This window comes from Enterococcus sp. DIV1279b (genome assembly GCF_050531515.1).
In the GTDB taxonomy this organism is placed as follows: domain Bacteria; phylum Bacillota; class Bacilli; order Lactobacillales; family Enterococcaceae; genus Enterococcus_D; species Enterococcus_D casseliflavus.
In genome coordinates, this window is the sequence record NZ_CP172891.1 from 2206023 (window position 1) to 2229513 (window position 23491).

General features: G+C 40.9%; 27 protein-coding genes and 1 other annotated feature. Of the genes, 13 read left to right on the top strand and 14 right to left on the bottom strand.

What is annotated here, in order from left to right; all coding sequences use genetic code 11:
• Window positions 1-265: 265 nt before the first annotated feature.
• The 3 genes from IGI71_RS10340 to IGI71_RS10350 are packed head-to-tail and all read left to right on the top strand — an operon-like array spanning window position 266 to window position 3454.
• The gene (locus tag IGI71_RS10340; RefSeq protein ID WP_430615661.1) at window positions 266-1495 is read left to right on the top strand and encodes an SPFH domain-containing protein; all 1230 of its coding nucleotides are present in this window, start codon (window positions 266-268) and stop codon (window positions 1493-1495) included.
• 16 nt (window positions 1496-1511) lie between these two features.
• Entirely contained in the window at window positions 1512-2633 is a 1122-nt protein-coding gene (locus IGI71_RS10345) for a hypothetical protein (RefSeq protein ID WP_015509952.1), read from the top strand.
• Window positions 2630-3454, top strand: a complete 825-nt coding sequence (locus IGI71_RS10350) for a TPM domain-containing protein (RefSeq protein WP_016610936.1) — start codon at window positions 2630-2632, stop codon at window positions 3452-3454. Before IGI71_RS10345 ends, IGI71_RS10350 begins: the two co-directional genes overlap by 4 nt.
• 199 nt (window positions 3455-3653) lie before the next feature.
• On the opposite strand, the gene IGI71_RS10355 is transcribed toward IGI71_RS10350, so the two are convergent.
• The gene (locus tag IGI71_RS10355) at window positions 3654-4622 is read right to left on the bottom strand and encodes a pyridoxal-phosphate dependent enzyme (RefSeq protein ID WP_175496481.1); all 969 of its coding nucleotides are present in this window, start codon (window positions 4620-4622) and stop codon (window positions 3654-3656) included.
• Window positions 4623-4832: 210 nt separating this feature from the next.
• Here IGI71_RS10355 and IGI71_RS10360 point away from each other — a divergent pair, with 210 nt between their 5' ends.
• On the top strand, window positions 4833-5852 hold the full coding sequence (locus IGI71_RS10360; RefSeq protein ID WP_005229799.1) for a branched-chain amino acid aminotransferase: 1020 nt from the start codon (window positions 4833-4835) through the stop codon (window positions 5850-5852).
• Between the two features lie 148 nt (window positions 5853-6000).
• A complete protein-coding gene (locus IGI71_RS10365) occupies window positions 6001-6174 on the top strand; it encodes a hypothetical protein (protein ID WP_005231922.1) in 174 nt (57 codons plus the stop codon).
• A gap of 116 nt (window positions 6175-6290) precedes the next feature.
• On the opposite strand, the gene rplL is transcribed toward IGI71_RS10365, so the two are convergent.
• From rplL to rplK, 4 genes are all read right to left on the bottom strand, one after another.
• On the bottom strand, window positions 6291-6662 hold the full coding sequence (rplL, locus tag IGI71_RS10370) for a 50S ribosomal protein L7/L12 (RefSeq protein WP_003127081.1): 372 nt from the start codon (window positions 6660-6662) through the stop codon (window positions 6291-6293).
• Window positions 6663-6723: 61 nt separating this feature from the next.
• Window positions 6724-7224, bottom strand: a complete 501-nt coding sequence (gene rplJ / locus IGI71_RS10375) for a 50S ribosomal protein L10 (RefSeq protein ID WP_016610861.1) — start codon at window positions 7222-7224, stop codon at window positions 6724-6726.
• A 65-nt stretch (window positions 7225-7289) separates the two neighbouring features.
• Window positions 7290-7416, bottom strand: a sequence feature (ribosomal protein L10 leader region).
• Window positions 7417-7479: 63 nt separating this feature from the next.
• Window positions 7480-8169, bottom strand: coding sequence for a 50S ribosomal protein L1 (rplA, locus tag IGI71_RS10380; RefSeq protein ID WP_005229790.1), 690 nt, complete (start codon window positions 8167-8169; stop codon window positions 7480-7482).
• A gap of 100 nt (window positions 8170-8269) precedes the next feature.
• Window positions 8270-8692, bottom strand: coding sequence for a 50S ribosomal protein L11 (rplK, locus tag IGI71_RS10385; RefSeq protein ID WP_005229787.1), 423 nt, complete (start codon window positions 8690-8692; stop codon window positions 8270-8272).
• Window positions 8693-9010: 318 nt separating this feature from the next.
• Between rplK and sdaAB the strand changes: the two genes are divergently transcribed.
• Together sdaAB and sdaAA are read left to right on the top strand one after the other, a co-directional pair.
• Window positions 9011-9676, top strand: a complete 666-nt coding sequence (gene sdaAB / locus IGI71_RS10390) for an L-serine ammonia-lyase, iron-sulfur-dependent subunit beta (RefSeq protein WP_005229781.1) — start codon at window positions 9011-9013, stop codon at window positions 9674-9676.
• A gap of 14 nt (window positions 9677-9690) precedes the next feature.
• Window positions 9691-10563, top strand: coding sequence for an L-serine ammonia-lyase, iron-sulfur-dependent, subunit alpha (gene sdaAA, locus IGI71_RS10395; protein ID WP_074932907.1), 873 nt, complete (start codon window positions 9691-9693; stop codon window positions 10561-10563).
• Window positions 10564-10716: 153 nt separating this feature from the next.
• On the opposite strand, the gene IGI71_RS10400 is transcribed toward sdaAA, so the two are convergent.
• From IGI71_RS10400 to rpmG, 4 genes are all read right to left on the bottom strand, one after another.
• Window positions 10717-12207: a DUF1576 domain-containing protein gene (locus tag IGI71_RS10400; RefSeq protein ID WP_430615665.1), complete on the bottom strand. Its 1491-nt coding sequence runs from the start codon at window positions 12205-12207 to the stop codon at window positions 10717-10719.
• A gap of 128 nt (window positions 12208-12335) precedes the next feature.
• Window positions 12336-12878, bottom strand: coding sequence for a transcription termination/antitermination protein NusG (gene nusG / locus IGI71_RS10405; RefSeq protein WP_005229769.1), 543 nt, complete (start codon window positions 12876-12878; stop codon window positions 12336-12338).
• A 118-nt stretch (window positions 12879-12996) separates the two neighbouring features.
• A complete protein-coding gene (gene secE, locus IGI71_RS10410) occupies window positions 12997-13167 on the bottom strand; it encodes a preprotein translocase subunit SecE (RefSeq protein ID WP_005229766.1) in 171 nt (56 codons plus the stop codon).
• Window positions 13168-13179: 12 nt separating this feature from the next.
• Window positions 13180-13332, bottom strand: a complete 153-nt coding sequence (gene rpmG / locus IGI71_RS10415; RefSeq protein WP_005229764.1) for a 50S ribosomal protein L33 — start codon at window positions 13330-13332, stop codon at window positions 13180-13182.
• Window positions 13333-13487: 155 nt separating this feature from the next.
• Between rpmG and cbpA the strand changes: the two genes are divergently transcribed.
• Window positions 13488-14126 carry a cyclic di-AMP binding protein CbpA gene (gene cbpA / locus IGI71_RS10420; RefSeq protein WP_005229762.1) on the top strand — a complete coding sequence of 213 codons (639 nt, stop codon included), beginning with the start codon at window positions 13488-13490 and terminating at the stop codon, window positions 14124-14126.
• Between the two features lie 84 nt (window positions 14127-14210).
• On the opposite strand, the gene IGI71_RS10425 is transcribed toward cbpA, so the two are convergent.
• On the bottom strand, window positions 14211-14720 hold the full coding sequence (locus tag IGI71_RS10425; protein WP_231435430.1) for a QueT transporter family protein: 510 nt from the start codon (window positions 14718-14720) through the stop codon (window positions 14211-14213).
• Window positions 14721-15225: 505 nt separating this feature from the next.
• Here IGI71_RS10425 and IGI71_RS10430 point away from each other — a divergent pair.
• The gene (locus IGI71_RS10430) at window positions 15226-15678 is read left to right on the top strand and encodes a hypothetical protein (protein WP_231435428.1); all 453 of its coding nucleotides are present in this window, start codon (window positions 15226-15228) and stop codon (window positions 15676-15678) included.
• A gap of 174 nt (window positions 15679-15852) precedes the next feature.
• Here the strand turns inward: IGI71_RS10430 and IGI71_RS10435 are convergent, their stop codons facing one another.
• Window positions 15853-16551, bottom strand: coding sequence for an Ig domain-containing protein (locus IGI71_RS10435; RefSeq protein ID WP_118215482.1), 699 nt, complete (start codon window positions 16549-16551; stop codon window positions 15853-15855).
• A 390-nt stretch (window positions 16552-16941) separates the two neighbouring features.
• Here IGI71_RS10435 and IGI71_RS10440 point away from each other — a divergent pair, with 390 nt between their 5' ends.
• On the top strand, window positions 16942-17469 hold the full coding sequence (locus IGI71_RS10440; RefSeq protein WP_034858419.1) for an FUSC family protein: 528 nt from the start codon (window positions 16942-16944) through the stop codon (window positions 17467-17469).
• Window positions 17470-17529: 60 nt separating this feature from the next.
• Here IGI71_RS10440 and bsh read toward each other — a convergent pair whose 3' ends face one another.
• Window positions 17530-18504, bottom strand: coding sequence for a choloylglycine hydrolase (gene bsh / locus IGI71_RS10445; RefSeq protein WP_153883783.1), 975 nt, complete (start codon window positions 18502-18504; stop codon window positions 17530-17532).
• 389 nt (window positions 18505-18893) lie between these two features.
• Here bsh and IGI71_RS10450 point away from each other — a divergent pair, with 389 nt between their 5' ends.
• From IGI71_RS10450 to IGI71_RS10460, 3 genes are all read left to right on the top strand, one after another.
• Window positions 18894-19415 (top strand): hypothetical protein, encoded by a 522-nt coding sequence (locus tag IGI71_RS10450; protein WP_153883784.1) that lies wholly within the window; start codon window positions 18894-18896, stop codon window positions 19413-19415.
• Window positions 19416-19431: 16 nt separating this feature from the next.
• Window positions 19432-19677 carry a spermidine/putrescine ABC transporter permease gene (locus tag IGI71_RS10455; protein ID WP_074932921.1) on the top strand — a complete coding sequence of 82 codons (246 nt, stop codon included), beginning with the start codon at window positions 19432-19434 and terminating at the stop codon, window positions 19675-19677.
• Between the two features lie 472 nt (window positions 19678-20149).
• Window positions 20150-21121, top strand: a complete 972-nt coding sequence (locus IGI71_RS10460) for a diacylglycerol/lipid kinase family protein (RefSeq protein ID WP_153883785.1) — start codon at window positions 20150-20152, stop codon at window positions 21119-21121.
• A 54-nt stretch (window positions 21122-21175) separates the two neighbouring features.
• On the opposite strand, the gene IGI71_RS10465 is transcribed toward IGI71_RS10460, so the two are convergent.
• Together IGI71_RS10465 and IGI71_RS10470 are read right to left on the bottom strand one after the other, a co-directional pair.
• On the bottom strand, window positions 21176-22348 hold the full coding sequence (locus tag IGI71_RS10465; protein WP_231435426.1) for an ABC transporter permease: 1173 nt from the start codon (window positions 22346-22348) through the stop codon (window positions 21176-21178).
• On the bottom strand, window positions 22335-23480 hold the full coding sequence (locus IGI71_RS10470; protein WP_231435424.1) for an ABC transporter permease: 1146 nt from the start codon (window positions 23478-23480) through the stop codon (window positions 22335-22337). Before IGI71_RS10470 ends, IGI71_RS10465 begins: the two co-directional genes overlap by 14 nt.
• Window positions 23481-23491: the final 11 nt, after the last annotated feature.

Below are 23491 nucleotides of genomic sequence, written 5' to 3' on the forward strand. Positions count from 1 at the left end.
CAAAATTCGCTACCTTCTATTATACGTAATATCAGCCAAAAAAACCACCGTTTGCGTGGGGGAATCTCAAAAGAAATGGAAATTTAATCCGCAATCTCCAATTTGTCTCTTTTATTCAAATCCACCTGCGAACGAACCGTTTATTGATGGATTTTGCGAAAAACTCCTCTCCAACTTTAGACTGATAACGTAAATCTCACCTCCTATGGTATAATGAATCTATGTTCATCTATTGTGATGAAAACAATTTAAAGGAGGACTGAAAATGGGTATTATCAAAGCGGCAACAAGCGCAATTGGCGGCGGATTAGCAGATCAATGGCTAGAGGTGATCGAGCCTGACAATATGAGCGATTCGACAGTAATGACAAAAGGTGTCAAAGTGCGGCGTAATGACAAACGCGGTTCCAACAGAAAAGGCACAGAAGATGTCATCACTGATGGCTCAGTGATCCATGTCTATCCGAATATGATGATGTTATTGGTTGATGGCGGGCGAATCATCGATTATACCGCCGAAGAAGGCTACTATACAGTGAAAAACGAATTAGCGCCTTCAATGTTAAACGGTTCATTGAAAGATGCGATTTCTGAAACGTTTGACCGCTTTAAGTTTGGTGGCGTTACACCGCAAAAACAACAAGTTTTTTATATCAATCTACAAGAAATCAAAGGGATTCGCTTCGGTACTTCCTCGCCTTTGAATTATTTTGACAACTTTTACAACGCAGAACTTTTCTTGCGGGCGCACGGAAACTATTCCTTACGAATTACCGATCCAATTTTGTTCTACACGAATGCGATCCCAAAAAACAAAAGTCAAGTCGATATCAACGACATCAACGAGCAGTACTTAGCTGAATTTTTGACCGCCCTACAAACAGCGATCAACAAAATGTCCGCTGATGGCGAACGAATTTCTTACGTTCCATCTAAGAGCATGGAATTAAGCAAATATATGGGAACAGTTCTTGATGACAGCTGGCGAGAACTCCGAGGAATGGAAATCTTTTCGGTTGCCGTCGCAAGCATCTCTTATACGGATGATTCCGTAAAATTGATCAACATGCGGAACCAAGGGGCAATGTTAGGTGACCCTTCGATTCGTGAAGGCTATGTTCAAGGTTCGGTAGCTCGTGGTATGGAATCTGCCGGTAGCAATGCCGCTGGCGCTACGACTGGGTTTGTTGGCATGGGCATGGGGATGAACGCTGGTGGCGGTTATTTGAACCAAGCGTCACAAAACAACCAACAGCAGATGCAGCAGCAACAAGCACCTGCACAAAGCAACGCAGATCATTGGGACTGCCCACAATGCGGCACATCTAATACTGGTAAATTCTGCAGCAATTGCGGCACGCCTAAACCAACGAGCGATGGACCAAGTCTGAAAATGAAATGCAGTGATTGTGGTGAAGTGATTGATTTAGCCAACGGCATTCCAAAATTCTGTCCGAATTGCGGCAAACCTTTCAAAGGTGTCCCAGTAGACTAATTGAGGAGGATTGCTGATGGATGTTATCACACATAAGTGCCCCAATTGCGGGGGCGCTTTAACCTTTGATCCTGGCGATCAAAAATTTCATTGTCCATTTTGTCTGAGTATTTTTACTGAAGACGAAGTCACTGCCTTTGAAGAAAAGCAAAAAGAAGCGCAAATGGCCGCTGATTCTTCTGTAGATGCCACGGCTGCCTCAGTGACGGAGCCGAGCCTTGAAGAAGAAGTGCAACAACAAGCCAATGCACAAGCGGGACAGATGGACCTTTTCACCTGCCCCAGCTGCGGTGCTGAAATCGTGACGGATGCAACGACGGCCGCAACCTATTGCTACTTTTGCCATAACCCGGTCGTTTTATCTGGACGGCTTTCGGGAGAATTTTTGCCAAACAAAGTCCTTCCCTTTGCGATCGAAAAAGAAGAAGCAACGCAAAAGTTTTTAGAATGGGCGCAAAAGAAAAAATTCGTCCCACGGGATTTCTTCGACCAAGCACAAGTAGAGAAATTGACTGGCGTATACTTCCCTTATTGGGTCGTCGATGCCGAGATGAACGGCTCCCTTTCAGGAATGGGTACCTCCTTGCGAATTTGGCGAGTGGGTGACATTGAATATACCGAGCATAAACAATACGACGTCTTGCGACGAGGCAAAATCAAGGTAAACGAATTACTCAAGCATGCGCTGTCAAAAAACGTCCAGCAAAAAATGGTGACTGGCGTTCAGCCGTTTCCTCTTGAAAAAGCTGTTAATTTTCGCAGTCAGTATTTAGCCGGCTTCCAAGCAGAAAAAAGAGACATTGAATACATTGATCTTTCCGACGAAGTCAAAAACGAATTATCGGGTTATGCTGAAAATCTGCTAGCAGGTACGGTCAATGGCTATACTAGTTTTAAACGCAACAATCGATCCATCAATCTAACAAAAGAAGAAAACAACTACGTTTTGCTTCCTGTATGGCTAGTGACCTATCGAGCCGATGATGAAAACAAGAGTGCCTTTTATTATGCGATGAATGGGCAAACAGGAAAAGTCAGCGGTGTTTTACCGATCAGTTACAAACGCTTGGGAATCGTCAGTGGCGCAATTTTCGCGGCAACGACCATCCTCGCATTGATTGGAGCGTATTTCCTATGAAAAAACTATCTTATTTGTTGCTTCTGCTGGTTGGCTTTTTCTTAACCACCCTGCCCGCCTTTGCAGCCGAAGAGACAGTCGCAGACCACGCTGGACTTTTTACCGAACAAGAAATCCAGAAGTTGAATGAAGAAGCAGAAGCGCTGAATGCAAAAATCAAAGGCGAAGTGTTTATTCAAACAACGAACAGCAACACGGGAGATATCGAGTTGTATACTAATCGATATCTTTCAAGACGGATCGGCAACGACAACAATGGATCCGCTTTGGTGATCGATATGTCGCAACGTAAATTTCACGTTTCGACTTCTGGAAATATGATCGATTACCTCACCGATTCACGTCTAGATAATCTTCTTGATGCGGTATTTGACCAAATGGCAGAGGGAAATTATTACCAAGCGGCATTGGTCTATCTGCAAAAAGCAGCTGGTTTTGTGGAAGCAGGTGTTCCTGCCGATCACTATCGTATCGATCGTGATACTGGAAAAATTACTTATTACAAAGTGATGACGCCACTAGAAATTGCTATTTGCTTAGCGATCGCGGCAGTGATCAGTATCGCCTTTTTCATCATTGTTAAATCCCGTTATCAATTAAAAATGGGCGGCTACAAATTTAACTATCTAGAAAAATCAAGTATTGATCTGACTCAAAAAGAAGATCGCTTAGTCAACTCCTTTGTCACAACCAGACGCATCCCCCGTCCCTCGGATAATAGCGGAGGCGGCGGTGGTGGCGGTTTTTCTGGCGGCGGAGGCGGCAGTACGACCCACTCTTCTGGCGGCGGTACTTTCGGCGGCGGCGGACGCAGTTTCTAATCTTTAAATAGTTCTTTTGAATGTAAAAAAGAGTTCCTTCAAACGGGAACTCTTTTTTTTGCTGCTATTCATACCATGAATCGACAAGATCCTTTAGCTATCGTCACAATGATTTTGACCCTATCGCCGGTAAAGATATAGAGATCCTTTTGATAATTTCAAATGCACCTCATCGATTTTACTTGAGTATGCTTTTTATTCAAATCATTTCCTTAAACACAGAGAAATCAATATTGCCGCCGGAGACCAATGCCACAGTTTTCTTTCCTCGAAGTAAATGATCGATTTGTCCGCTTAAAATCGCCGCTGTACTTAATGCACCAGCACCTTCTGCAATGACTTTTTCCTTCAAAGCCAAGTAATGGATCGCTTGTTCGATGTCGGATTCTTCAACTAAGACCGTTTCATCGATACGGGTCTTTAAAACATCATAGGTCAGCTCCCCTGCTAAAGCAACATCACAGCCATCGGCGATCGTTCTACTGCGGCGATTGGCTACCAGCTTTTGCTGCCAGATCGATGCGATCATACCATAAACGCCATAGGATTGAACGCCGATGATTTTGACTTCTGGACGAAGTTCTTTTAAGGCTAAAGCCATCCCAGCGATCAACCCACCACCACCGATGGGAATAATGACATTATCAACATCTGGAAGATCCTCCAACAGTTCGATCGCAATCGTTCCTTGCCCCTCCATTACTGCACGATCATCAAAGGGAGAGACAAAAACTTCGCCACTGTCTTTCATGGCGTCTACTGTCAGTTGTTTGGTTTCATCAAACGTCTCTCCTGCTAAAACGACTTGTGCGCCATAGCTTCTTGTCGCCTCTATTTTTGTTTTAGCAGCCGTTAATGGCATAAAGATTCGGACATTGATCCCCAGTAACGATCCTGCGAGAGCAACACCTTGCGCATGATTTCCTGCAGAACAGGCGATGACACCGCGAAGTTTTTCTGCATCAGTCAATGAAGCGAGCTTGTTATACGCCCCCCGCGCTTTAAAGGAGCCGGTACGCTGTAGATTTTCTAATTTCAAAAATATCGTGCCCTCTTTTTCTTTGCCTAAAATATTACTTGGTGCAAGTGGTGTATGGATCATGATTGGTTTCAATCGTCGATACGCAGCAGCGATCCCCTGACTGTCCGTCAACACTTCCTCAATCACAAACGTTCCCCCTTTTTTGTTTTTTTATACTCTCATTGAAGCACAGAACTTGTAGAAAAACAAACTGGGGAACTCGTACAAGCAAAGAGCACTTCCCTATCCTTTACACGTCAATGTCACCAACTATTCTTACAGAAGAATTTTCAGAAAATAATGACATTTCTTTTCTGAAGTGCTATACTTAGAAAAATTAAAAAAGGGTGTGAACGAATGACAATCGATTGGTCAAATTTAGGGTTTTCTTATATCAAGACGCCATGGCGTTTTTTGGCAACATGGAAAGACGGTTCTTGGAATGAAGGCGAACTTACCGAGGATAATTATCTGCATATCCACGAGGGATCAACCGCTCTTCATTATGGACAACAATGTTTTGAAGGACTAAAAGCCTACCGAAGAAAAGATGGCGGCATCAATTTGTTCCGTCCAGACGAAAATAGCAAACGGATGAATCGCAGTGCCTATCGCCTGCGCATGCCAGAGGTTCCTGAGGACTTTTTCTTAGATGCGGTAAAACAAGTAGTAAAAGCAAATCAGGAATATGTTCCACCTTATGGCAGCGGCGCCACCTTGTATATTCGTCCTCTATTGATTGGGGTCGGAGAAAACATCGGTGTCAGTCCAGCACCAGAGTATATTTTTACGGTTTTTTGTATGCCTGTCGGTCCTTACTTTAAGGGCGGATTGACACCGACCAATTTCATTGTTTCTGATTATGATCGCGCGGCACCAAATGGTACTGGCGCAGCCAAAGTTGGTGGAAATTATGCTGCGAGTTTGTTGCCTGGATACGAAGCCCATCAGCGGAAATTTTCCGACTGCATCTATCTGGATCCAGAAACGCATACCAAAATCGAAGAAGTCGGTTCTGCTAACTTTTTCGGAATCACGGCTGACAATGAATTTGTGACACCAAAATCTCCTTCTATTTTGCCAAGTATCACAAAATATTCATTGCTGCATCTAGCGCAACACTCATTAGGATTGACCCCTGTTGAAGGCGATGTTTATCTTAATGAGCTGGATCGGTTTGTCGAAGCGGGTGCCTGCGGAACAGCTGCTGTTATCTCCCCAATCGGCGGGATCCAAAACGGTGAGGATTTTCATGTGTTCTATAGTGAAACGGAAGTTGGTCCACAAACAAAAGCATTGTATGATCAATTGACCGGCATTCAATTTGGAGATATTGCGGCCCCAACAGGTTGGATCTTTGATGTCCCATTGAAATAGCCACACCCATAGACCATTATAAAACGAACGGTCCACTGTGATCGTTCGTTTTATTCTCTTTCCGCCAACCAATTCCTTTCCATCAGGAGAGAATTGATTGCCACAACTCTTTCGACTTGTTACAATCATAGCAAAGGGAGGCGTAATGATGGGTAAACGACTCGGCTATTCTTTGCTTGCAACAGCATTGTATTTGGTGGTTTCCAATATCGGTAATCTCGTTTTTGGTATCAACCGCAGCTTTAGCTGGACCACAACATTGTGGGAAGCATTTTTCTTTTTTATTTTTGTGTTCCTATTCCAACAATTCCGAAAAAAATAAGCAGTGATCCTCGCTAGTAAGAAACGGGGATCGCTGCTTATTCCTTTTGCAGGAATTTCATTTACAAAAAAAAGCGCCAAACCCCTTCATACAAAAGGATTTGACACTAAGAAAAATTATTTAACTGTTACTGAAGCGCCAACTTCTTCTAAAGCTGCTTTCAATGCTTCAGCTTCGTCTTTAGAGATGCCTTCTTTAACTGCTGAAGGAGCTCCGTCAACGACTGCTTTCGCTTCTTTCAAGCCTAAGCCAGTTGCTTCACGAACTGCTTTGATAACTTTAACTTTTTGATCGCCAGCTGCAGTCAATTCTACAGTGAATTCAGTTTGTTCTTCAGCAGCACCAGCATCGCCAGCTCCACCAGCTACAGCTACAGGAGCTGCAGCAGATACGCCAAATTCTTCTTCGATAGCTTTAATTAAATCGTTTAATTCTAAGATTGTCGCGCCTTTTAGCTCTTCGACAATGTTTTCAATGTTCAATGCCATTTTGTTTTCCTCCATTTAAGTAAGTAGTTTAGTTTTTTAATACTGAAAAATCATGCGGCAATTATGCTGCATCTTCTTCTTTTTCTGCCACTGCTTTGACAGCGTAAGCCACGTTGCGGATAGGTGCTTGTAGCACAGATAGCAACATAGAAAGAAGTCCTTCGCGGTTTGGCAATTTCGCCAATGCAGTAATTTCTTCCAATGAAGAAACTTTGCCTTCGATGATACCGCCTTTGATTTCTAAAGCTTTTGCGTCTTTTGCGAAATCGTTAATGATTTTTGCAGGTGCAACAACGTCTTCGTTACTGAATGCTACGGCAGTAGGACCAGTGAATACTTCACCTAAACCTTCTAGACCAGCTTTTTCAGCAGCACGAGAAAGAATTGAGTTTTTGATAACTTTCATCTCAACGTTTGCATCACGCAATTGTTTACGTAAGCGAGTTACTTCATCAACAGTTAATCCACGGTAGTCAACAACGACTACAGATGCGGCTGCAGAGAATTTTTCACTCACTTCATCAACGATCGCGGATTTTTTAGCGATAGCTGCTTCACTCATTTATATTTCACCTCCTGATTTTGATGGAAGAGTTTCTTCGAAACGAACGGTTCCTTTGTCTAAAAAAAAGACAATAAAAAACTCTATGCCACCGTAGACATAGAGGGACTATTGAAGGTTCTCAATAAACGTCCTCGGTAGGAAATTAAGGCAAATGCCACCTACTGTCTTCGGTACAGTTAAACTTTTAACCTTGACTACCTTACCATAGATAAGGCAGTCAAGTCAATAAAAGTTTTAAATTTTTGTGTTAAATTAGAAAGAAGCTTGTTCTACATGGATCCCAGGTCCAAATGTTGTTGTAACTGAGATATTTTTCATGTATTGACCTTTTGCTGCTGAAGGTTTAGCTTTCAACAATGTTTCATGGATTGTTTTGAAGTTTTCGATTAATTTGTCATCTTCAAATGAAACTTTTCCGATTGGTACGTGGATGTTTCCAGCTTTGTCAACACGGTAAGTTACTTTACCAGCTTTAACTTCGTTAACTGCTTTTGTTACGTCCATTGTTACTGTACCAGTTTTAGGGTTAGGCATCAAACCTTTAGGGCCTAACACACGACCTAATTTACCAACAGTAGCCATCATGTCAGGCGTTGCAACAACAACGTCAAAATCGAACCAGCCACCTTGGATTTTTTGAACCATATCGTCGTCACCAACGAAATCAGCACCAGCTGCTTCTGCTTCTTTGGCTTTATCGCCTTTAGCAAAAACTAAAACTGTTTGTGTTTTACCAGTACCGTTTGGTAATACAACCGCGCCACGGATTTGTTGATCCGCTTTTTTAGGGTCTACGTTTAATTTGTAAGCAACTTCAACCGTTGCGTCGAATTTTGCAATATTTGTTTCTTTTGCCAAAGCTACTGCTTCTTCAACTGAATAAGCTTTTGTAGCATCAACTTTTTTCAATGCTTCTTGCATTTTTTTGCTTTTTTTAGCCATTTTGTTTCCTCCTTGATGTGGTTATAACGGTAGAACCTCCCACGTGTCCCATATTTTTCAATATGAAGCCGACTGAGAAGCTACTTCCTTAGGGCTGTAATTATTCTACAGTGATCCCCATGCTTCGTGCAGTTCCTTCAACCATGCGCATTGCTGCTTCAACGTCAGCTGCGTTTAGGTCTTCCATTTTCAATTCAGCGATTTCTTTTACTTGATCGCGTGAAACTTTTGCAACTTTTGTTTTGTTTGGTTCGCCTGAACCTTTTTCAACGTTTGCTGCTTTTTTCAACAATACTGCTGCTGGTGGTGTTTTTGTAACGAAAGTAAATGAGCGGTCTTCGTATACAGAGATCACTACTGGAATGATCAAACCTGCTTGATCAGCTGTACGAGCATTGAATTCTTTAGTGAATCCCATGATGTTGATACCCGCTTGACCTAGCGCAGGACCTACCGGTGGAGCTGGTGTTGCTTTACCTGCAGGAATTTGCAATTTAACGATTTTTTCTACTTTTTTTGCCACGAGACATACCTCCTTGAGTCCGTGATGTGGTTAATTGGAGATCCAAATTTCTCCTCCCACTTTGGTGATTCATGTGCACACACAAAAAACGTGTGACGAAAGCACACTGGAATATTATAGCATCTTTAAGGAATAATTCAAGGTTTTTCAGCTGATTTTTTTGAAAAAATACTCACCATCGCTTTTCGTCATTCCTTTGATAAAAAAATAAATAAAAATCCCTTGCTTTTGGTCTGCTTTTTTCATTCTCTCATTTTTTTATGCTACACTACTACTGGAATTCTTCCCTATTCGTTTACTACTATCGAGGTGAAAAAAATGGAACAATTAAAATACCGCAGTGTATTTGATATAATCGGTCCCATCATGGTGGGTCCCAGCAGTTCTCATACAGCCGGTGCGGCTCGGATCGGAAAAATCGTTCGCAGTATTTTTGGTGAACAGCCAGACAGTGTTGATATCCTTTTGTATGAATCGTTTGCCAAAACCTATCGCGGTCATGGAACCGATATTGCGTTAGTTGGCGGTCTTTTAGGCATGGAGCCAGATGATGCTCGCCTAGCAGACTCTTTAAAAATCGCTTATGAGAAAGGGATCGAAGTCCTATTCGTTCCTAAAAAAGAAAAAGCGGAACATCCAAATATGGTCAAGATGATTTTGACAAAAGGTAGCCACAAACTTTCTGTCACTGGTATCTCGATCGGTGGTGGTAATATTCAAATCTCAGAGCTTAACGGCTTCAAAATTTCTCTGACGCTGGGTACGCCAACTTATGTGATCGTTCATCAAGATGTTCCAGGAATGATTGCAAAAGTAACCAATTTACTATCAGAGGCTCAAATCAATATCGGTACGATGACCGTAACAAGAGAAGCTGTCGGTGATAAAGCAATCATGATCATCGAAGTCGATCAGCGCAATGATCAGCTGGCGCAACAAATCAAAGTTTTGCCACACGTTTACAGCGCTGCGTATTTTGATTAAAGGAGAAAAGGCACATGTTCTATACAATAGAAGAATTAGTAACAGAGAGTAAAAATTATCCTTCCGTTGCAGAGATGATGATTGCGATCGAAGCTGAAAATACTGGCCGTAGTCGCGAACAGATCCTTGCAATCATGGAAAAGAATTTAGTTGTTATGGAACAATCAGTCGCTGAAGGTGTCGCTGGTGTAAAATCGGTGACGGGATTGACCGGCGGCGATGCGACACGCATGAACGACTACCTTGCTGCCGGTGATTTTTTAAGCGGAGAAACCATTCTACACGCGGTCCAAAATGCCATTGCAGTCAACGAAGTCAATGCGAAAATGGGCTTGATCTGTGCAACACCGACCGCCGGTAGTGCGGGTGTTGTTTCTGGTGTCTTGATGGCCGTACGTGAACGTTTGGCACTGACTCGAGCGCAACAAGTCGACTTTTTATTTACAGCCGGCGCCTTTGGTCTAGTGATTGCCAACAATGCCTCGATTTCTGGAGCCGAAGGCGGTTGTCAAGCGGAGATCGGTTCTGCTAGCGCAATGGCAGCGGCAGCTTTGGTTTGTGCAAAAGGTGGCACCCCTCACCAAGCGGCTCAAGCGGTGGCGATCACCCTCAAAAATATGATGGGCTTGATTTGTGACCCTGTCGCGGGCTTAGTCGAAGTCCCATGCGTGAAGCGCAATGCCCTGGGATCTTCCCAAGCCTTTATCTCTGCCGACATGGCACTGGCAGGAATCGAAAGTGTTATCCCACCTGATGAAGTGGTCTTAGCGATGTATCAAGTCGGTCGCCAAATGCCTAGCATTTTCAAGGAAACGGCTGAAGGCGGTCTAGCCATGACACCGACTGCCCAACGCTTGCAGGCAGAAATCTTAGAAGCCAATCGTTGATTTTTTTTAGAAACGAACACGAATAAAAACCAACCAAGAACAACCAATCGTTGCTTGTTCTTGGTTGGTTTTCATTTTCCCATGATTTCCAGCGACGAAAAGACAAGTAATCCACACTTGTTAAACAAGTAACAAACAACATTGGCGGTTTTTCTACTCCCACTCGCCTAACCTATAGTGTTTCTTTTGGGCAACGGGTTTTAATACCTTCACAGGCTCGGAAAATTTAGGTTTCCCTTCTGTTTGATCCAACGTGACCAATGGCTGCTCGCTTTCTTGTGCTTTCAAGTCCATTTGTGGTTTTTCTTCCTGGGTAGCTTGTGCCTGATCGGCTGATTTTTGCCAGAGCTGTTTGCTGAGATCCAATAAGGGAATGATCATCATGGCGACGAGCCCGCCAGAAAAACCATTGTTATACAGATTCAAACCTCCATGTAAGAAATCAATATTCAGTACCATTGAGGCGTGGACAAAACCGACCACCAAGCCGCCTTTCCAGCCATAGGCATTTGTTACTGCACAGAGCATCATCGCAAAAATCGCTGACGTGACTGTAACCGTCTCGTTGATGGTGTATACGCTCAATAGATTGGCGATCGTCACCCCTGCCAATAAAGGCAGCGAGTTAAACACATGAGAGCCACAAGCAGAAAAGCCGATGACACAAAAGATCGCACCGATAACTGGTCCATTTAAAACCGCACCAATACTGACAACGTAAGCCACTAACAAGAATGTCATTAACCCCATATTGATCATCGTATTATAAACGCCAGTATCCCTTAAAATATCTCGCTCGATTTTGCCACTATGCGACCAAATCGCTCGCATATTCAATCGTTTTTTCTTGATCGCCATCAACAAGCCATAGCCGACGAATCCCCCTCCTAAAACCAGCATCATAAAAATCAATCGAGGTTGCTGTTCTTGTGACACCATTGTTCGCAGCTCGATCGTTAGGCCAAACATTCGGCAGATGGCAGCGACCAGTGTACATAGCATCCCTGAAGTAAATCCCGCACTGTATAGACTGACGCTTTGAAACAGCGCTTGAAAGTATAAGGCCATAGGAACCATCAAAAAACCGGTGAAGATCCCAATGCCATACCCCATCACTAGACTAAAGTATGGTGGTAAGGAATCATTGAAAGCAAAATAGCTGACGATTGGGGAAACCGATGACCCATAGAGGGCGATCAACAGAAATTTTTTCAGTGGTTCGTTCATAAAATACGAATACAGGCGGACGCCTAAAAATATTGGGATAAAATTCAGGAGATTTTTTCCAAAAAAGCCATAGCCAGTCACCATGAAGATCGCAGAGACTGCACCGCCCGTGATCGGTACCCGATAGTGATAGCAAATCGAGATCGCTACAAAGGTCATCAGACTGCTATTTAACAAAGCCGTCCCTACCGAGGTCATGGCAATATAATCGGTGACTAAATGACTTTCCGAAAACAAAATCAACTTGAGCTCTTCGATTGCCACCATTGGATCAAAAAACAACATAGCAAAGAAAAATAGCAGCAAATTGAAAAGAAATAACAAGCTATATCCATTATGTACAGAGATCATCCCTTTACCATGGGGATGAAAATCATTGTGAAACTTTACTCTAAAAAAAGTGACTAGTTTTGACATAGGACCCCTTCCTCTTATAAAGCGCTTACTGATTTTGAGAAAAAAAGTGGGCCAACGAATTGGTCCACTTTATTCTCATTACTGTTATTTTACCGTAAAAGAGTCATTCTTGCTAGTGAATCCAGTAGTTAAATCTTATCTACTTGCTCAAAATCAAGTTCTGTACTCGTTTCACGACCGAACATATCGATGTTCACTTTTAGTTTTTGTTTTTCTTCATCGATTTCTGCTACTTGTCCTTCTAGACCAGAAAACGCACCTTCGATGATTTTGACGGTTTCGCCAATTTCTACTTCCAGTTCAACTGTCCGAGTGCTCATACCGATCGAACGTAAAATTGAATTGATTTCTTCTTGTAATAAAGGCGCTGGCTTGCTTCCTGCACCATGGGAACCAACGAAACCTGTTACCCCAGGAGTATTACGTACAACGTACCAAGATTCATCCGTCATGACCATTTCAACTAATACATAGCCAGGAAATGTTTTATGAACGATTTCTTTGGTTTTGCCGTTTTTTTCTTCTGTTTCTACTTCTTCGGGAACGACGACACGGAAAATATAATCACCCATACCCATGCTTTGTGCACGTGACTCTAGGTTCGCTTTTACTTTGTTTTCATAGCCAGAATACGTATGCAGTACATACCAATTTTTTTCAAAAGATTCCATTTTTTTCGGACTCCCCATCTTTTTGTAAAATAAAAAAACCTCAGCTGCACCGAAGTTTTTCCTCAAAGCGATTATAGCATGATTTGCGATAAATGACTAGCGCTATCAGTAAGAAGTCTTACTTTAGGATCCAATTGAAGACTGTTTGAATCAGTGTGTCCATCACAAAGAACATCAATGCAAAAATAATGGTTGTTTGAATCACCACAAAGGTATCTTTACGTAATTGCTTTTTCGATGGCCAAGAAACGTTTTTCATTTCTTCAACAACATTTTTCAAAAATTTCATTTGATTCCCTCCTTACTTCGTTTCACGATGCAACGTATATTGATTACAATACTTGCAAAATTTGTTGATTTCAAGGCGTTCGCCTTTTTTACCTTCACTGACTGATTTTGAATAGTTGCGGGATCCGCAGACAGAACAAGCCAAAGCAGCTTTTTTTGTTGCCATCTTAGTGTCCTCCCCCTTTTTATAAAGTTTTCCAACACTAAAAATACCATTTATTTAAGAATGTGTCAATTTTTGATTTTCTGTCGTAAAAATATAGTTTCTTCTAATTTTGTGGTATGATAATGGTGTTAAATGGGTATTTGGGAGGGAAAATTATGTTATTAAAAACAATGGTTTACAAAAAACGCGATTTAACAACGGTAAAAGAAACAGCTACTTTAGAAGAAGCGCTGGCAATTTTGGAAGAATCTGGTTATCGTTGTGTGCCTATCCTAGATGAATCAGGCAAGATTTTCAGAGGAAATATTTATAAAATGCACATTTATCGCCACAAAGCAAACGGCGGCGACATGACTTTGCCAGTCACTTATCTACTAAAAAATGCGACCAAATTTATTTATGTCAATTCTTCTTTCTTTAACGTTTTCTTTACGATCAAAGAATTGCCTTATATTGCTGTATTAGATGAAAACAATCAATTTTATGGCATCTTGACACACAGTTCTTTGTTGAACATGTTGTCACAGTCATGGAGTGTTGAGCAAGGAAGCTATGTGTTGACGATCGCATCAACTGGTCAACAAGGCGACTTAGCAGTCATCGCAAAAATAATCGCAAAATACAGCAGTATTGCCAGCTGTATCACACTGGATATCGGTAAAGATGAATTTATCCGTCGTACGATGATCACTTTACCAGCGAACACATCAAAAGAATTATGCGACAAGATCGTTTCTCAACTGGAAGCAAAAAATTTCAAAGTTGTGGAGATCGAAGACCTAAAAGCAGAATAAAACAAAAGATCATTCCTAAAAAAGAAAGGAATGATCTTTTTTCTTGTTTTTTGAGAACCATCAAAGCAAAAAACAAGATTTTTTTTAAACGCGCTTATCGAAACGAACGGCACGATTGGTGATATACATCACAGGTGCAGTGATCGTCATCACGATAAATTCACTCAATGCCGTTGTTGCAAAGGTTGGCCAGAAAGGTAATGCTAAGGTGATGTTTAGCATAATCGCAATCAGGAACATGCTTAATGAAAAAACAATTGTATTAAATGCGAGTCTTAAGAAAACATTTGGAATCTTCTTATGTACCAAGGCAGTTGCTCCTAAGGCTAAAAAGCTTCCGAAACCGCCGAATACGACATCCAAGATCCCCATTCCAAAGAACAAGTTATACACAACGACCCCACCGACGACACCCCACATCAATTTTCTGTTGAAAACGACTAAGTGATTCAACCCTTCAGATATTCTGAATTGAATCGCTCCTGAGGCGACTGGTGCGACCAGAACCGTTACAGCAACATAAAGTGCCATAATGATCCCATTGGCTGCGACGACACGCAAACGTTGATTGGTTAGATTTGTTGATTTTTCCATTTGATCCCTACTTTCTCCGAGTTTTGATTACGCGGGATGGTTGATGAACCGCGGTGCGCTTCGCACAAGTACTTATTATACACATTAATAGCCATATATCAATGTTAAACCAGCCAAATCCTTTTCTAAATCACCTTAAAAGCTTTTTCTAAGTCAAGTTTCTCACCGATTGCCATTCATTCAGTGCTTCTTTATTCTACTTACACAAGCTAGTCACGGCTCATGGGGTAGCTTTTCTTTTTGGCTTCCAATAAAAGCATACTTTTGGAAAGCAAACTCAATGAGAAATACTCTTGCAAAGCCTACGCTTACTAATAAAAAAGTACCGCTAGTCATGCTGATCTTTCAGATAGCAAAACTAAAAAAAGAAGGGAGAGAAGCACTTGTAATCGATGTCGCAAATCACGTGATGGATAATCATATTTTTTTACTTTAACGAGGTACGCAATAAATATGTTACAATATACTCATATAAACAAAAATAAACGGAATAAAATGTGTAATAATGAAAAAAATAACGATAAACTTAACAACTCTCCTTCTGATGGTCATAGCTGTTGGTTGTGGAAATGGTAATGGTAATGAAAATATCACAAAAGAAGACTTACAAAAAAATGACTGGCTTATTGAGATAGATGATGATGATGGTGAGTATGCAGTGATGACAGCCACATTTAGTGAAACGAATCTTACTATTGGTACTGATAATAGCTCGCTACAATCAGAAGAAGATGATGAACTGGAAGAGCTTGGAGTAGTTTTTGATGGGGTAGTCTGGGAAGAATTCGAGTATACCTACAACTATACCCTTGAAGACAATCAGCTAGTGATGCAAGATCCAGAATATGAAACTGAGATGTCCTACTTCTTCCTTGAAAGAGATGGTAAAAATATTATTTTTACATTTATTGAAGGAATGAACGATGAAGATGGTAGCTTTGTGCTGACACCTCGCTAAAAAAAGGATCAGCCTATAAAGCGGGCAGCCAGTAAACTTACTTTGTGAATCCTCATATCTAGCAAAAAATACTATGGAATAAAAAACTCCTTTCCCGCTGAGGGGAAGGAATTATTTATAGTGATCGAACCAGTTTCAAGTGCCCGATTGTGTACACATTGACTGAGTCCTTCTCTATTTAGCAGGTCGAAAGCCCGCTTTGTAAGCTTCCACCTCTGTCTTGAACATACGAATCGGACTGGTCGTTTTCTTATAGTATTGACTGCCCGGTAGGTGATAAATCTTTTGTTTTGACCCTTTGATCAACCCTTTGCCCCGTTTATCTACATATTTTTTCAGTCCATCTCGAAAGCCATTATTCGTCGTTCCAGGTGCTTTCCCACCTTTTTTTACCAGCTTGATCTGAATTGCTTCCAATTGAAAACCAAAGCCAGAAGTTCCTGAGGACTGCCCGTTTTTTGCCCAGCCCATCCAGCCAAATTGTTGTGCATTGACTCGATAATAGACATCATAATACTTAGCGATCTCACCGGTAAGTTTGATTTGGATCGCTTCCAAACGCTGCCCCTTACCGCTTGTACCAGATAGGGCACCATTTTTTCTAAAAGATTTTTCCCATCCTTGTTTCTGAATGGATGTTTTATATTCAATACTTCCTTTATATTTTTCGTTTGTAATTTTTATTTTGATTGCTTCAAGTCGCTTCCCTTTTCCTGTAGTCCCTGACGTCTGAGCGTTTGTTTTCCATGATTGCCACCCTTGAGACTGGACATTCGTTTGATAGCTCACGCTCGGTGAAGAAGCAGCGAAAACTGTCACTGGAAAAACAACAAAACCAAGTAAGAAAACAAGTAATACAGAAACTTTTTTCATTTTATCCCCTCCTTATTTTTGATTATCTCAATATAATATCTAAAAAACAAACTTTTTATAAACAATAAGTAGTTTTTTATCAAAACAACTTATATAAATGATAACAGGACTGAATAATCAAAAGAAGGATCACTCATGGAAATGGAAAGGAGCTTTAAACGAGGAATGCGAAAATCAATTCATTTTAAGTTAGGTTTACTTATTGTATTCCTTTCAATACTCAAAGTTGATAAGTGCATAGGATAAAACTAGCTTTTCGACTACTGGTAGAATTTACCTCTCAACGCACGATGAAAGAATCGTTGTTCATTTTTCTGAAAATCTAAAATATGAGTGCTTGCGATATGGTATAATCTATTTCGTTGAAATTGTTTTGAGAGGATGGCATGATTGAAATTATTTGGATTGACCTTTGGCTTAAGAAATGTAAAAACTGGCATTAGTGTATTTCTTTGTATTTTGATTAGTTTTCTTCTGAATCGTGAAACGTATGTTGTATCGACGATCACAGCTGTTTTCACATTACGAGAAGACCATGAAAACACCGTCAAATACGGGAAACATCGGATTGCCGGCAACAGCTTCGGTGCAATCGCTTCTGTGTTTTGTATTGCGATATTTAACTTTTTCGGACATTCGTCCGTTATACAAATCATTGCGATCCCTTTAGTGATCATGTTGATGATCGCTTTATTGGTCAAATTTGATTACTCCGAGGGAACAGTTGGTGCTTGTGCCACACTATTGACGATTTTATTCATGATTCCTCAAACTGAATCATACTTGTATGCCTTTAATCGGATTATTGACAGCTTTATAGGCATGACGATCGCCATACTGGTGAATCGCTTTTTCCCATTTCCCAATAAACGCACTGCACAAACGAAGACAACACCGAGTCAGAGCGATTCGGTTTGAAACAAAGCAGAAAAAGAACCCCATCTCAAAACGGCATTGAGATGGGGTTTTAAAAATGGATCAGTTACTGAAAAATACTTGTTGGTCTTCAACTAATGGATAAGAAATCGGTACATTGCCTTCCAAATCTTCTTTATTCATATCAACTGCAACGATTTGACTATTTTCATACGTACGATAGTAATAGATCCCTTTGTCTGTATTGCAGCAAGAAGTATAAATCGTGTATTCATAGTTTTCATTTCCAGTATCACATAGTCCTTTTTGCTGTTCGACAGAACCTAGAATATGGAAAAACTGACTAATGCTTTCGGATTCAGATTCTCCAGAAACGGAATTCAATCGGGTAAATGCCGCTTTGACAAAACGAGACATCGAAGAAAGATCTCCTGGCAGACCTAAGGCCCCCATTCCACGACTGTACTCATCAAAATCCAGCTTGTCAGAAAAATGCGTTTCTGGTGTTTTCGATGATAACACACGGTAGTTATTCAAATTGAATAACTGGTAGTCAAATGGTGGATTATTCGTTAAGACCCCGACCGGATTTTCATGAATATGAAGACCATCACTCATACTCTCAACAACGATGGCACTTTTTTTATCAGCAATCATCCAATGCAATGGCGATAATGGTAGTTCTTCACTAAAATTGATCTTTACCAGATTAACCTTCGCCAACAGGGCTTTTGCCTCTTCCACGGTAGCGCATTGTCCTAGTAACCATGGGATGAATTCAAAAGGCGTGACGTTTTCTTTCCCCTCTTGAAACTCATTGTATACAGCATTTTCTGGAAAATTCAAACCAGCGATACCTAAGCCTTTTTCGTTGACCGCATCATAATAGAGTGGGTATTCAGCGACTCCAGCAGCAATCCCGATCATCGCATAATGGTGATCTATTTCACTTACTTTGCGAAAATTCAATTGGTAATTTCTCGGAGTAATGGTCACCACTTCTTTATAAGAAACATCGTAATCAAAATTTCTGCCAAAATAATGATCCTTCGTTACATACGTTAGCGCAGTACACATCCTAATTCCTCCTAAAATAAGTTTTTACACCTTTAATTTACTCCTATCGCATTTTTTTAACAAGTAAAACGGAAGAAATATTAATAAAAAAATAGTTAGATATATTATGATTGTTTTAATACTACAAAACAACAAAAATCAGCTACCTTGAAAGTCCTCCCACCGATGAAAGCGCAAATTTATTCAAATTTAACAACATTATCACGTATACATTGTTAAATAATGATTAAAAATCGGAATAATTCTTTATTTAAGAAGTGCTTAAATGTAAAATAGATAGAGTATTAGGAAAGAATGGTAACCGTTCTTTTTTTACAATACAAAAATACTAATTCATCGAAAATTATAAAAAGAAATTATAGTTTTCTTTGAACAAAGGGGATAAACAAATGAAAAAGACTCTATTTGGATTTGTGTTGGTAACGGCCTTATTTATGGCTGGCTGCTCGAGTGAAGACGCGGAAAGTGATACTGTCGAATCCTCACAACAAACAACAGAAACCACGACGGCGCCATCTGAAGATGATGAAGAGATAGATGATTCAGACGAAACTGATGATTCTGATGCCGACATCAGTGAAAGTTCTGAAGAAGAAACTGACAGCGAAGCGAATCAAGTGTCTGCTGACGATTTAGAAGTACAACTTGAAAAATTATCCGATACGTACGCTGAAATGATTGCAGAAGTGGAGGGTTATATTGCGAATCCTGACACGTATCACTTAACAGCCTACACCTCTATCATGCGCAATTATACTGATTTGATGAGAGAATTACAAACGACTACAGAAGCAATTGAAGCTGCTGATTTAGGTGACGGCTGGGCCTATCACGATATCTATATGGATATTTTGGAGGACTCTGTAAAACTAACAGAAGCTTTCGGTAATTTACCAGAAATGCAGCCATAATTAAAGGAGAAATGCGATGAAAAAAGTACTAATTAAACTGGTACGAATCTTAAGCATTATCGCGATTATTTTAAATGTGATAGGCACTTCTGCTCTGTTTTATATTGCTCACACTCATAATTTACTGGGATTTATGATTCAAACTTGGCAAAATAATCCATTAAATTTTAATAATTCAGATGTGCTGATAATCAATAATGCGATTATATTTTTGGTGATTCCAATTTTACTTTTAACTTTCGTGAAAAATCCCAAAAAATAATCTTTCGTGGCTCCTCGAGCCGTAAACTTTAAAAGCAAAATCGTTTGTCCATCGATTTTGCTTTTTTTCTTTACCTTTCATTTAGAAAGTTTAAAATTCTTTAAAAAGCACAAAGTAAACATTGTAAGCGATTGCTAAAATAGGAAAACCTGCTATACTGTAAGTGTAAGGAGCAAGGATTCCCAGTAAAGCAGACGAAGCAGGTTCTGCAAGAAAAGAATTGTTGTCAACTTAGAATAAAAGACAAAGGATGTGGGAATTTGAGTTACTCCTTACTAATTGAATAGGATTCGGCGATGGGCATCGTTACCTGAGGATCAAAGTGGACATAAGAACCTTTGAGAACCTAGAAAGCACAATCGTCGAATCTATTTTTTTGCTCTTTTTTTCAGGCATCGTCCCCCCTCCTTCTGTCGAAACATGCTATAATTAATCGCATTGAACGAAAAAACGATATAGAGCTATTCATAAAATGAACTATTATTATCACTTCCTCGTGAACCCTGCCTCAGGCAGTGGACGAGGAAAAAAAGCGGTGGAACGTGTGCAAAAAATTGTAAAAAAACATCGTTTCCCCCATCAAGTCTATTTAACAAAGTCTCCAGGTGATGAACGAACGATCACACGAAAACTCTTAAAAGAACGACTCATTCCTTGGGATGAGGTCTATTTAGAAAATGGCGAGATGCTTTATCCATTATTGGTGGTTATCGGCGGTGATGGAACGTTGCACCAAGTAGTATCAGAGTTACAACTTGAACAACAACAAATCCCCGTTGCCTATATCCCTGCTGGTTCAGGAAATGATTTTGCTCGGAGTATCGAGTTGCCGCGGGAACCAGAAAAAGCATTTTGGAAAATTGCTGGTACTACTAAACCTCAAGAATTGACCATTATCCGTTATGAGGAGCAGATCCAAGAAGAAAATGGCATTGCCCTTAACAATGTCGGTATTGGTCTTGATGCGGCAATCGTCTATACCACCAATCACTCTGTGGCAAAAAGCAATCTAAATAAGTTTAATCTTGGCTCCTTTTCCTATATCGCTGCGATTATTCGGGTTTTGTTTCGCCAAAAAGGCTTCCCGATCTTAGTTGAGTGCAATGGGCAGCAGTTCAGTTACAAAAAAGCTTTTTTATGTACCACGACCAATCATCCTTACTTTGGCGGCGGTGTGGCGATTGCCCCAACTGCTTCAGTCAAAGAGAAAAAGTTTGATTTCGTTCTTGTCGAACGTGTGTCGCTTTTTAAGATTTTTTGGCTGATCGGCTTACTGATGCGAAAGAAACACATGAATTCACGTTACTTTCACCATCTTTCCACTTCGAAGCTGAGAATCATCTCCACCGTTCCTCAACATGGACAAGAAGATGGCGAGGAAATGGGGCAACGCCCCTTTGATATTACCTTTACCACGGCTTCACAACTATTCTGGTGCCCATAAAAAAAACGATACAAATCGCTGCTGATTTGTATCGTTTTTCTATACGTTCGATCATCAATTTTTCGCCGAGTGGTATTGCCAACGACGGCTTCCTTCTCTTCCCAAAATAAATTGGAGCATTGAAAACACGGCAGCAAAAGCAATTAATACGAAGCCATTGAACCAAAAGGATTCCGTGAACGCTTGATTATAAGTGAGGGTTTCACTGATCAATGTATTATTTTGTACAAACCAGTAGGTTGGCGTAAACGCTGCAATTTTATTGACGATATCTGGCAGGAAATTCGCGGATACAAAGACGCCACCGACAAAACAACTTCCTGTTATGAAGATATTGCTGATCCCACCGATCGCTTCTGAGTTTTTCACCAGGGAAGTGACACAAGCTGAAAAGCTGATAACTGGCAATAAAAACAAGAACGTATTCAAAATGTGGTACCAGGCTGCTGTATCCCAAGACGTGCGAATCACTAATAACACCATCAGTAGTAGAAAGCCGAAGGTCAAAAGTAGCGAGTAGCTGATCAAACTTAGAAGGATTTTCCGCTGCAATACACGCTTCGGAAGTGGTGCACTCTGGTTTCGCTTGCTGATTTCTTTGCGATTGAATGCCAAATTGATCACGCCAAACCCGCTAAATACCGAGAGAAAGAGCCCATAAGACAATAAGTTAAAGGTCATGCCAGTCAATAGCTTTTTCATTCGCTGCCCATACTCTGCACTCAGCTTCACATCCCCTGTGACCGCCAATGCAGATTGCGCTTGTTCTATCGCCGCTGCGACGGTTTTACCTTCCTCCTGAAACAAAAGGACTGTTTGTAAAAAAGTGTTCACTTGCTGAGTGACGACTGTTTTAGAAAAGGCATCTGGTCGACTTTGAATCTCGATCGTCGGCATCTTGCCTGCCTCAACTTGATGAGTGAAATCTGCTGGCACATGCATGACGATGTTTACACGATTAAAATAAAGCGCATCATCAATTTCTTTTTGCGAGGTGCCATCCAACGTGACCAAGGTTTGCTTTTCTTTTAAATAGGCTCGGAGACCATCCACGACAGGCGACTCCTCCTCACTGATCAAAGCAATTTTTGCCTCTTGCAAAGAGGTGTTTTCGACATCGATGCTTTGTGCATAAAAGAATGTGACAACAACAGTGATCAATACCCCAATCAGTAAGTTCGACTTATTTGCTTTAAGCAAAGTCCAAATCGTTTTATAAAGCGTCATAGCGCACCCCTCTTTCGATCCAAGCATTCCCGATGGCAAATAGGACGATAAAGCCAGTCAGCCATAGAAGATTGGTATAAAAGCTAGTCAAATCTGTATAGTAGTACAATTGATACAGGCTTTCACTGATCAAATTGACGAGATTCACTTGCCCCAACAGTGGCACATGCAGATCAAGCCAATACTTGATCTGTTCCGAGCCCATCATCCCGGCAAAAAAGCTCATCGCCATCGTCACGGAAATCAAAATTCCGTCCTTTTGCACCAAATTCATTTTTGGTGTCAAATTCCCAATCAATGTCCCTAGCAAAATCGCACACAATGATCCTAATGCGGCAACCAGCAGTAACCACTGCCAACGTTGTCCGAAATCTACTTGATAGACAAAACGAAAGACGGCTAAGATAAGATAGATTTCGACTAACACAATCGTAAAACTTGCCGCTAAATTCGCACTTGAAACCAATGTCCGTTTCCTTGGTATCAAGGAAAGCCGAATACCATTCGCAGATTGATTGGCTTGCTGATCCTGGACATTGCGGACACCCCACATCGTCCCGTAGAGGATCGCCATCCCGATCAACGTAAAGAAATAGAAACTTTTGAAACTCATGTCACGATCAGCATTCACTTCTTGAAAAGTCGCTTCCTGCTCAAAAGCCGATAGAATTGGCGCCAGATCAAGGCTCTCAAGTTCTGCCGCTTTACTAGCAATGATCGCTGTGCGTTGTAAAAATTGATCCATTACGTTTTTCATCAACGACTGGCTCATGCCCGCTTGGCCCACATGCAGAGAAATGGTTTCATCATCAATCAAATAATACCCAGCTAAATCACCAGCAGTCAACTTCTCAGCTGCCTCTGTCTCTTGTAATTCCTCGAGTTCAAATAATGGTTTTTCATTGATTTTTACTTGTTCAAGGACGGTGGAAAAATTTTCCGAAAGCGCTGTTTGATCTCCAGTCTTTACGATCCCCGTTGTGATCGTTTCTAGATTGCCCGCTTGATCGATCTCCCCGAAGGCAGCCATAAACATTAGACCTAAGAGGATAGGAAACGCCAACGTCCAAAACAGCATGGATTTATTTCGCAGCAGCACTTTTGTGCGGTATTTATAAAAATGCCAAAACATTGTGATTCCCT

What these genes read in the sequence shown, in the direction of transcription:
- IGI71_RS10340 (WP_430615661.1), top strand. Translation starts at nt 266, where the DNA reads ATGGGTATTATCAAAGCGGCAACAAGCGCAATTGGCGGCGGATTAGCA.
- IGI71_RS10345 (WP_015509952.1), top strand. Translation starts at nt 1,512, where the DNA reads ATGGATGTTATCACACATAAGTGCCCCAATTGCGGGGGCGCTTTAACC.
- IGI71_RS10350 (WP_016610936.1), top strand. Translation starts at nt 2,630, where the DNA reads ATGAAAAAACTATCTTATTTGTTGCTTCTGCTGGTTGGCTTTTTCTTA.
- IGI71_RS10360 (WP_005229799.1), top strand. Translation starts at nt 4,833, where the DNA reads ATGACAATCGATTGGTCAAATTTAGGGTTTTCTTATATCAAGACGCCA.
- IGI71_RS10365 (WP_005231922.1), top strand. Translation starts at nt 6,001, where the DNA reads ATGGGTAAACGACTCGGCTATTCTTTGCTTGCAACAGCATTGTATTTG.
- rplL (WP_003127081.1), bottom strand. Translation starts at nt 6,662, where the DNA reads ATGGCATTGAACATTGAAAACATTGTCGAAGAGCTAAAAGGCGCGACA.
- rplJ (WP_016610861.1), bottom strand. Translation starts at nt 7,224, where the DNA reads ATGAGTGAAGCAGCTATCGCTAAAAAATCCGCGATCGTTGATGAAGTG.
- rplA (WP_005229790.1), bottom strand. Translation starts at nt 8,169, where the DNA reads ATGGCTAAAAAAAGCAAAAAAATGCAAGAAGCATTGAAAAAAGTTGAT.
- sdaAB (WP_005229781.1), top strand. Translation starts at nt 9,011, where the DNA reads ATGGAACAATTAAAATACCGCAGTGTATTTGATATAATCGGTCCCATC.
- sdaAA (WP_074932907.1), top strand. Translation starts at nt 9,691, where the DNA reads ATGTTCTATACAATAGAAGAATTAGTAACAGAGAGTAAAAATTATCCT.
- IGI71_RS10400 (WP_430615665.1), bottom strand. Translation starts at nt 12,207, where the DNA reads ATGTCAAAACTAGTCACTTTTTTTAGAGTAAAGTTTCACAATGATTTT.
- nusG (WP_005229769.1), bottom strand. Translation starts at nt 12,878, where the DNA reads ATGGAATCTTTTGAAAAAAATTGGTATGTACTGCATACGTATTCTGGC.
- secE (WP_005229766.1), bottom strand. Translation starts at nt 13,167, where the DNA reads ATGAAATTTTTGAAAAATGTTGTTGAAGAAATGAAAAACGTTTCTTGG.
- rpmG (WP_005229764.1), bottom strand. Translation starts at nt 13,332, where the DNA reads ATGGCAACAAAAAAAGCTGCTTTGGCTTGTTCTGTCTGCGGATCCCGC.
- cbpA (WP_005229762.1), top strand. Translation starts at nt 13,488, where the DNA reads ATGTTATTAAAAACAATGGTTTACAAAAAACGCGATTTAACAACGGTA.
- IGI71_RS10425 (WP_231435430.1), bottom strand. Translation starts at nt 14,720, where the DNA reads ATGGAAAAATCAACAAATCTAACCAATCAACGTTTGCGTGTCGTCGCA.
- IGI71_RS10430 (WP_231435428.1), top strand. Translation starts at nt 15,226, where the DNA reads ATGAAAAAAATAACGATAAACTTAACAACTCTCCTTCTGATGGTCATA.
- IGI71_RS10435 (WP_118215482.1), bottom strand. Translation starts at nt 16,551, where the DNA reads ATGAAAAAAGTTTCTGTATTACTTGTTTTCTTACTTGGTTTTGTTGTT.
- bsh (WP_153883783.1), bottom strand. Translation starts at nt 18,504, where the DNA reads ATGTGTACTGCGCTAACGTATGTAACGAAGGATCATTATTTTGGCAGA.
- IGI71_RS10450 (WP_153883784.1), top strand. Translation starts at nt 18,894, where the DNA reads ATGAAAAAGACTCTATTTGGATTTGTGTTGGTAACGGCCTTATTTATG.
- IGI71_RS10455 (WP_074932921.1), top strand. Translation starts at nt 19,432, where the DNA reads ATGAAAAAAGTACTAATTAAACTGGTACGAATCTTAAGCATTATCGCG.
- IGI71_RS10460 (WP_153883785.1), top strand. Translation starts at nt 20,150, where the DNA reads ATGAACTATTATTATCACTTCCTCGTGAACCCTGCCTCAGGCAGTGGA.
- IGI71_RS10465 (WP_231435426.1), bottom strand. Translation starts at nt 22,348, where the DNA reads ATGACGCTTTATAAAACGATTTGGACTTTGCTTAAAGCAAATAAGTCG.
- IGI71_RS10470 (WP_231435424.1), bottom strand. Translation starts at nt 23,480, where the DNA reads ATGTTTTGGCATTTTTATAAATACCGCACAAAAGTGCTGCTGCGAAAT.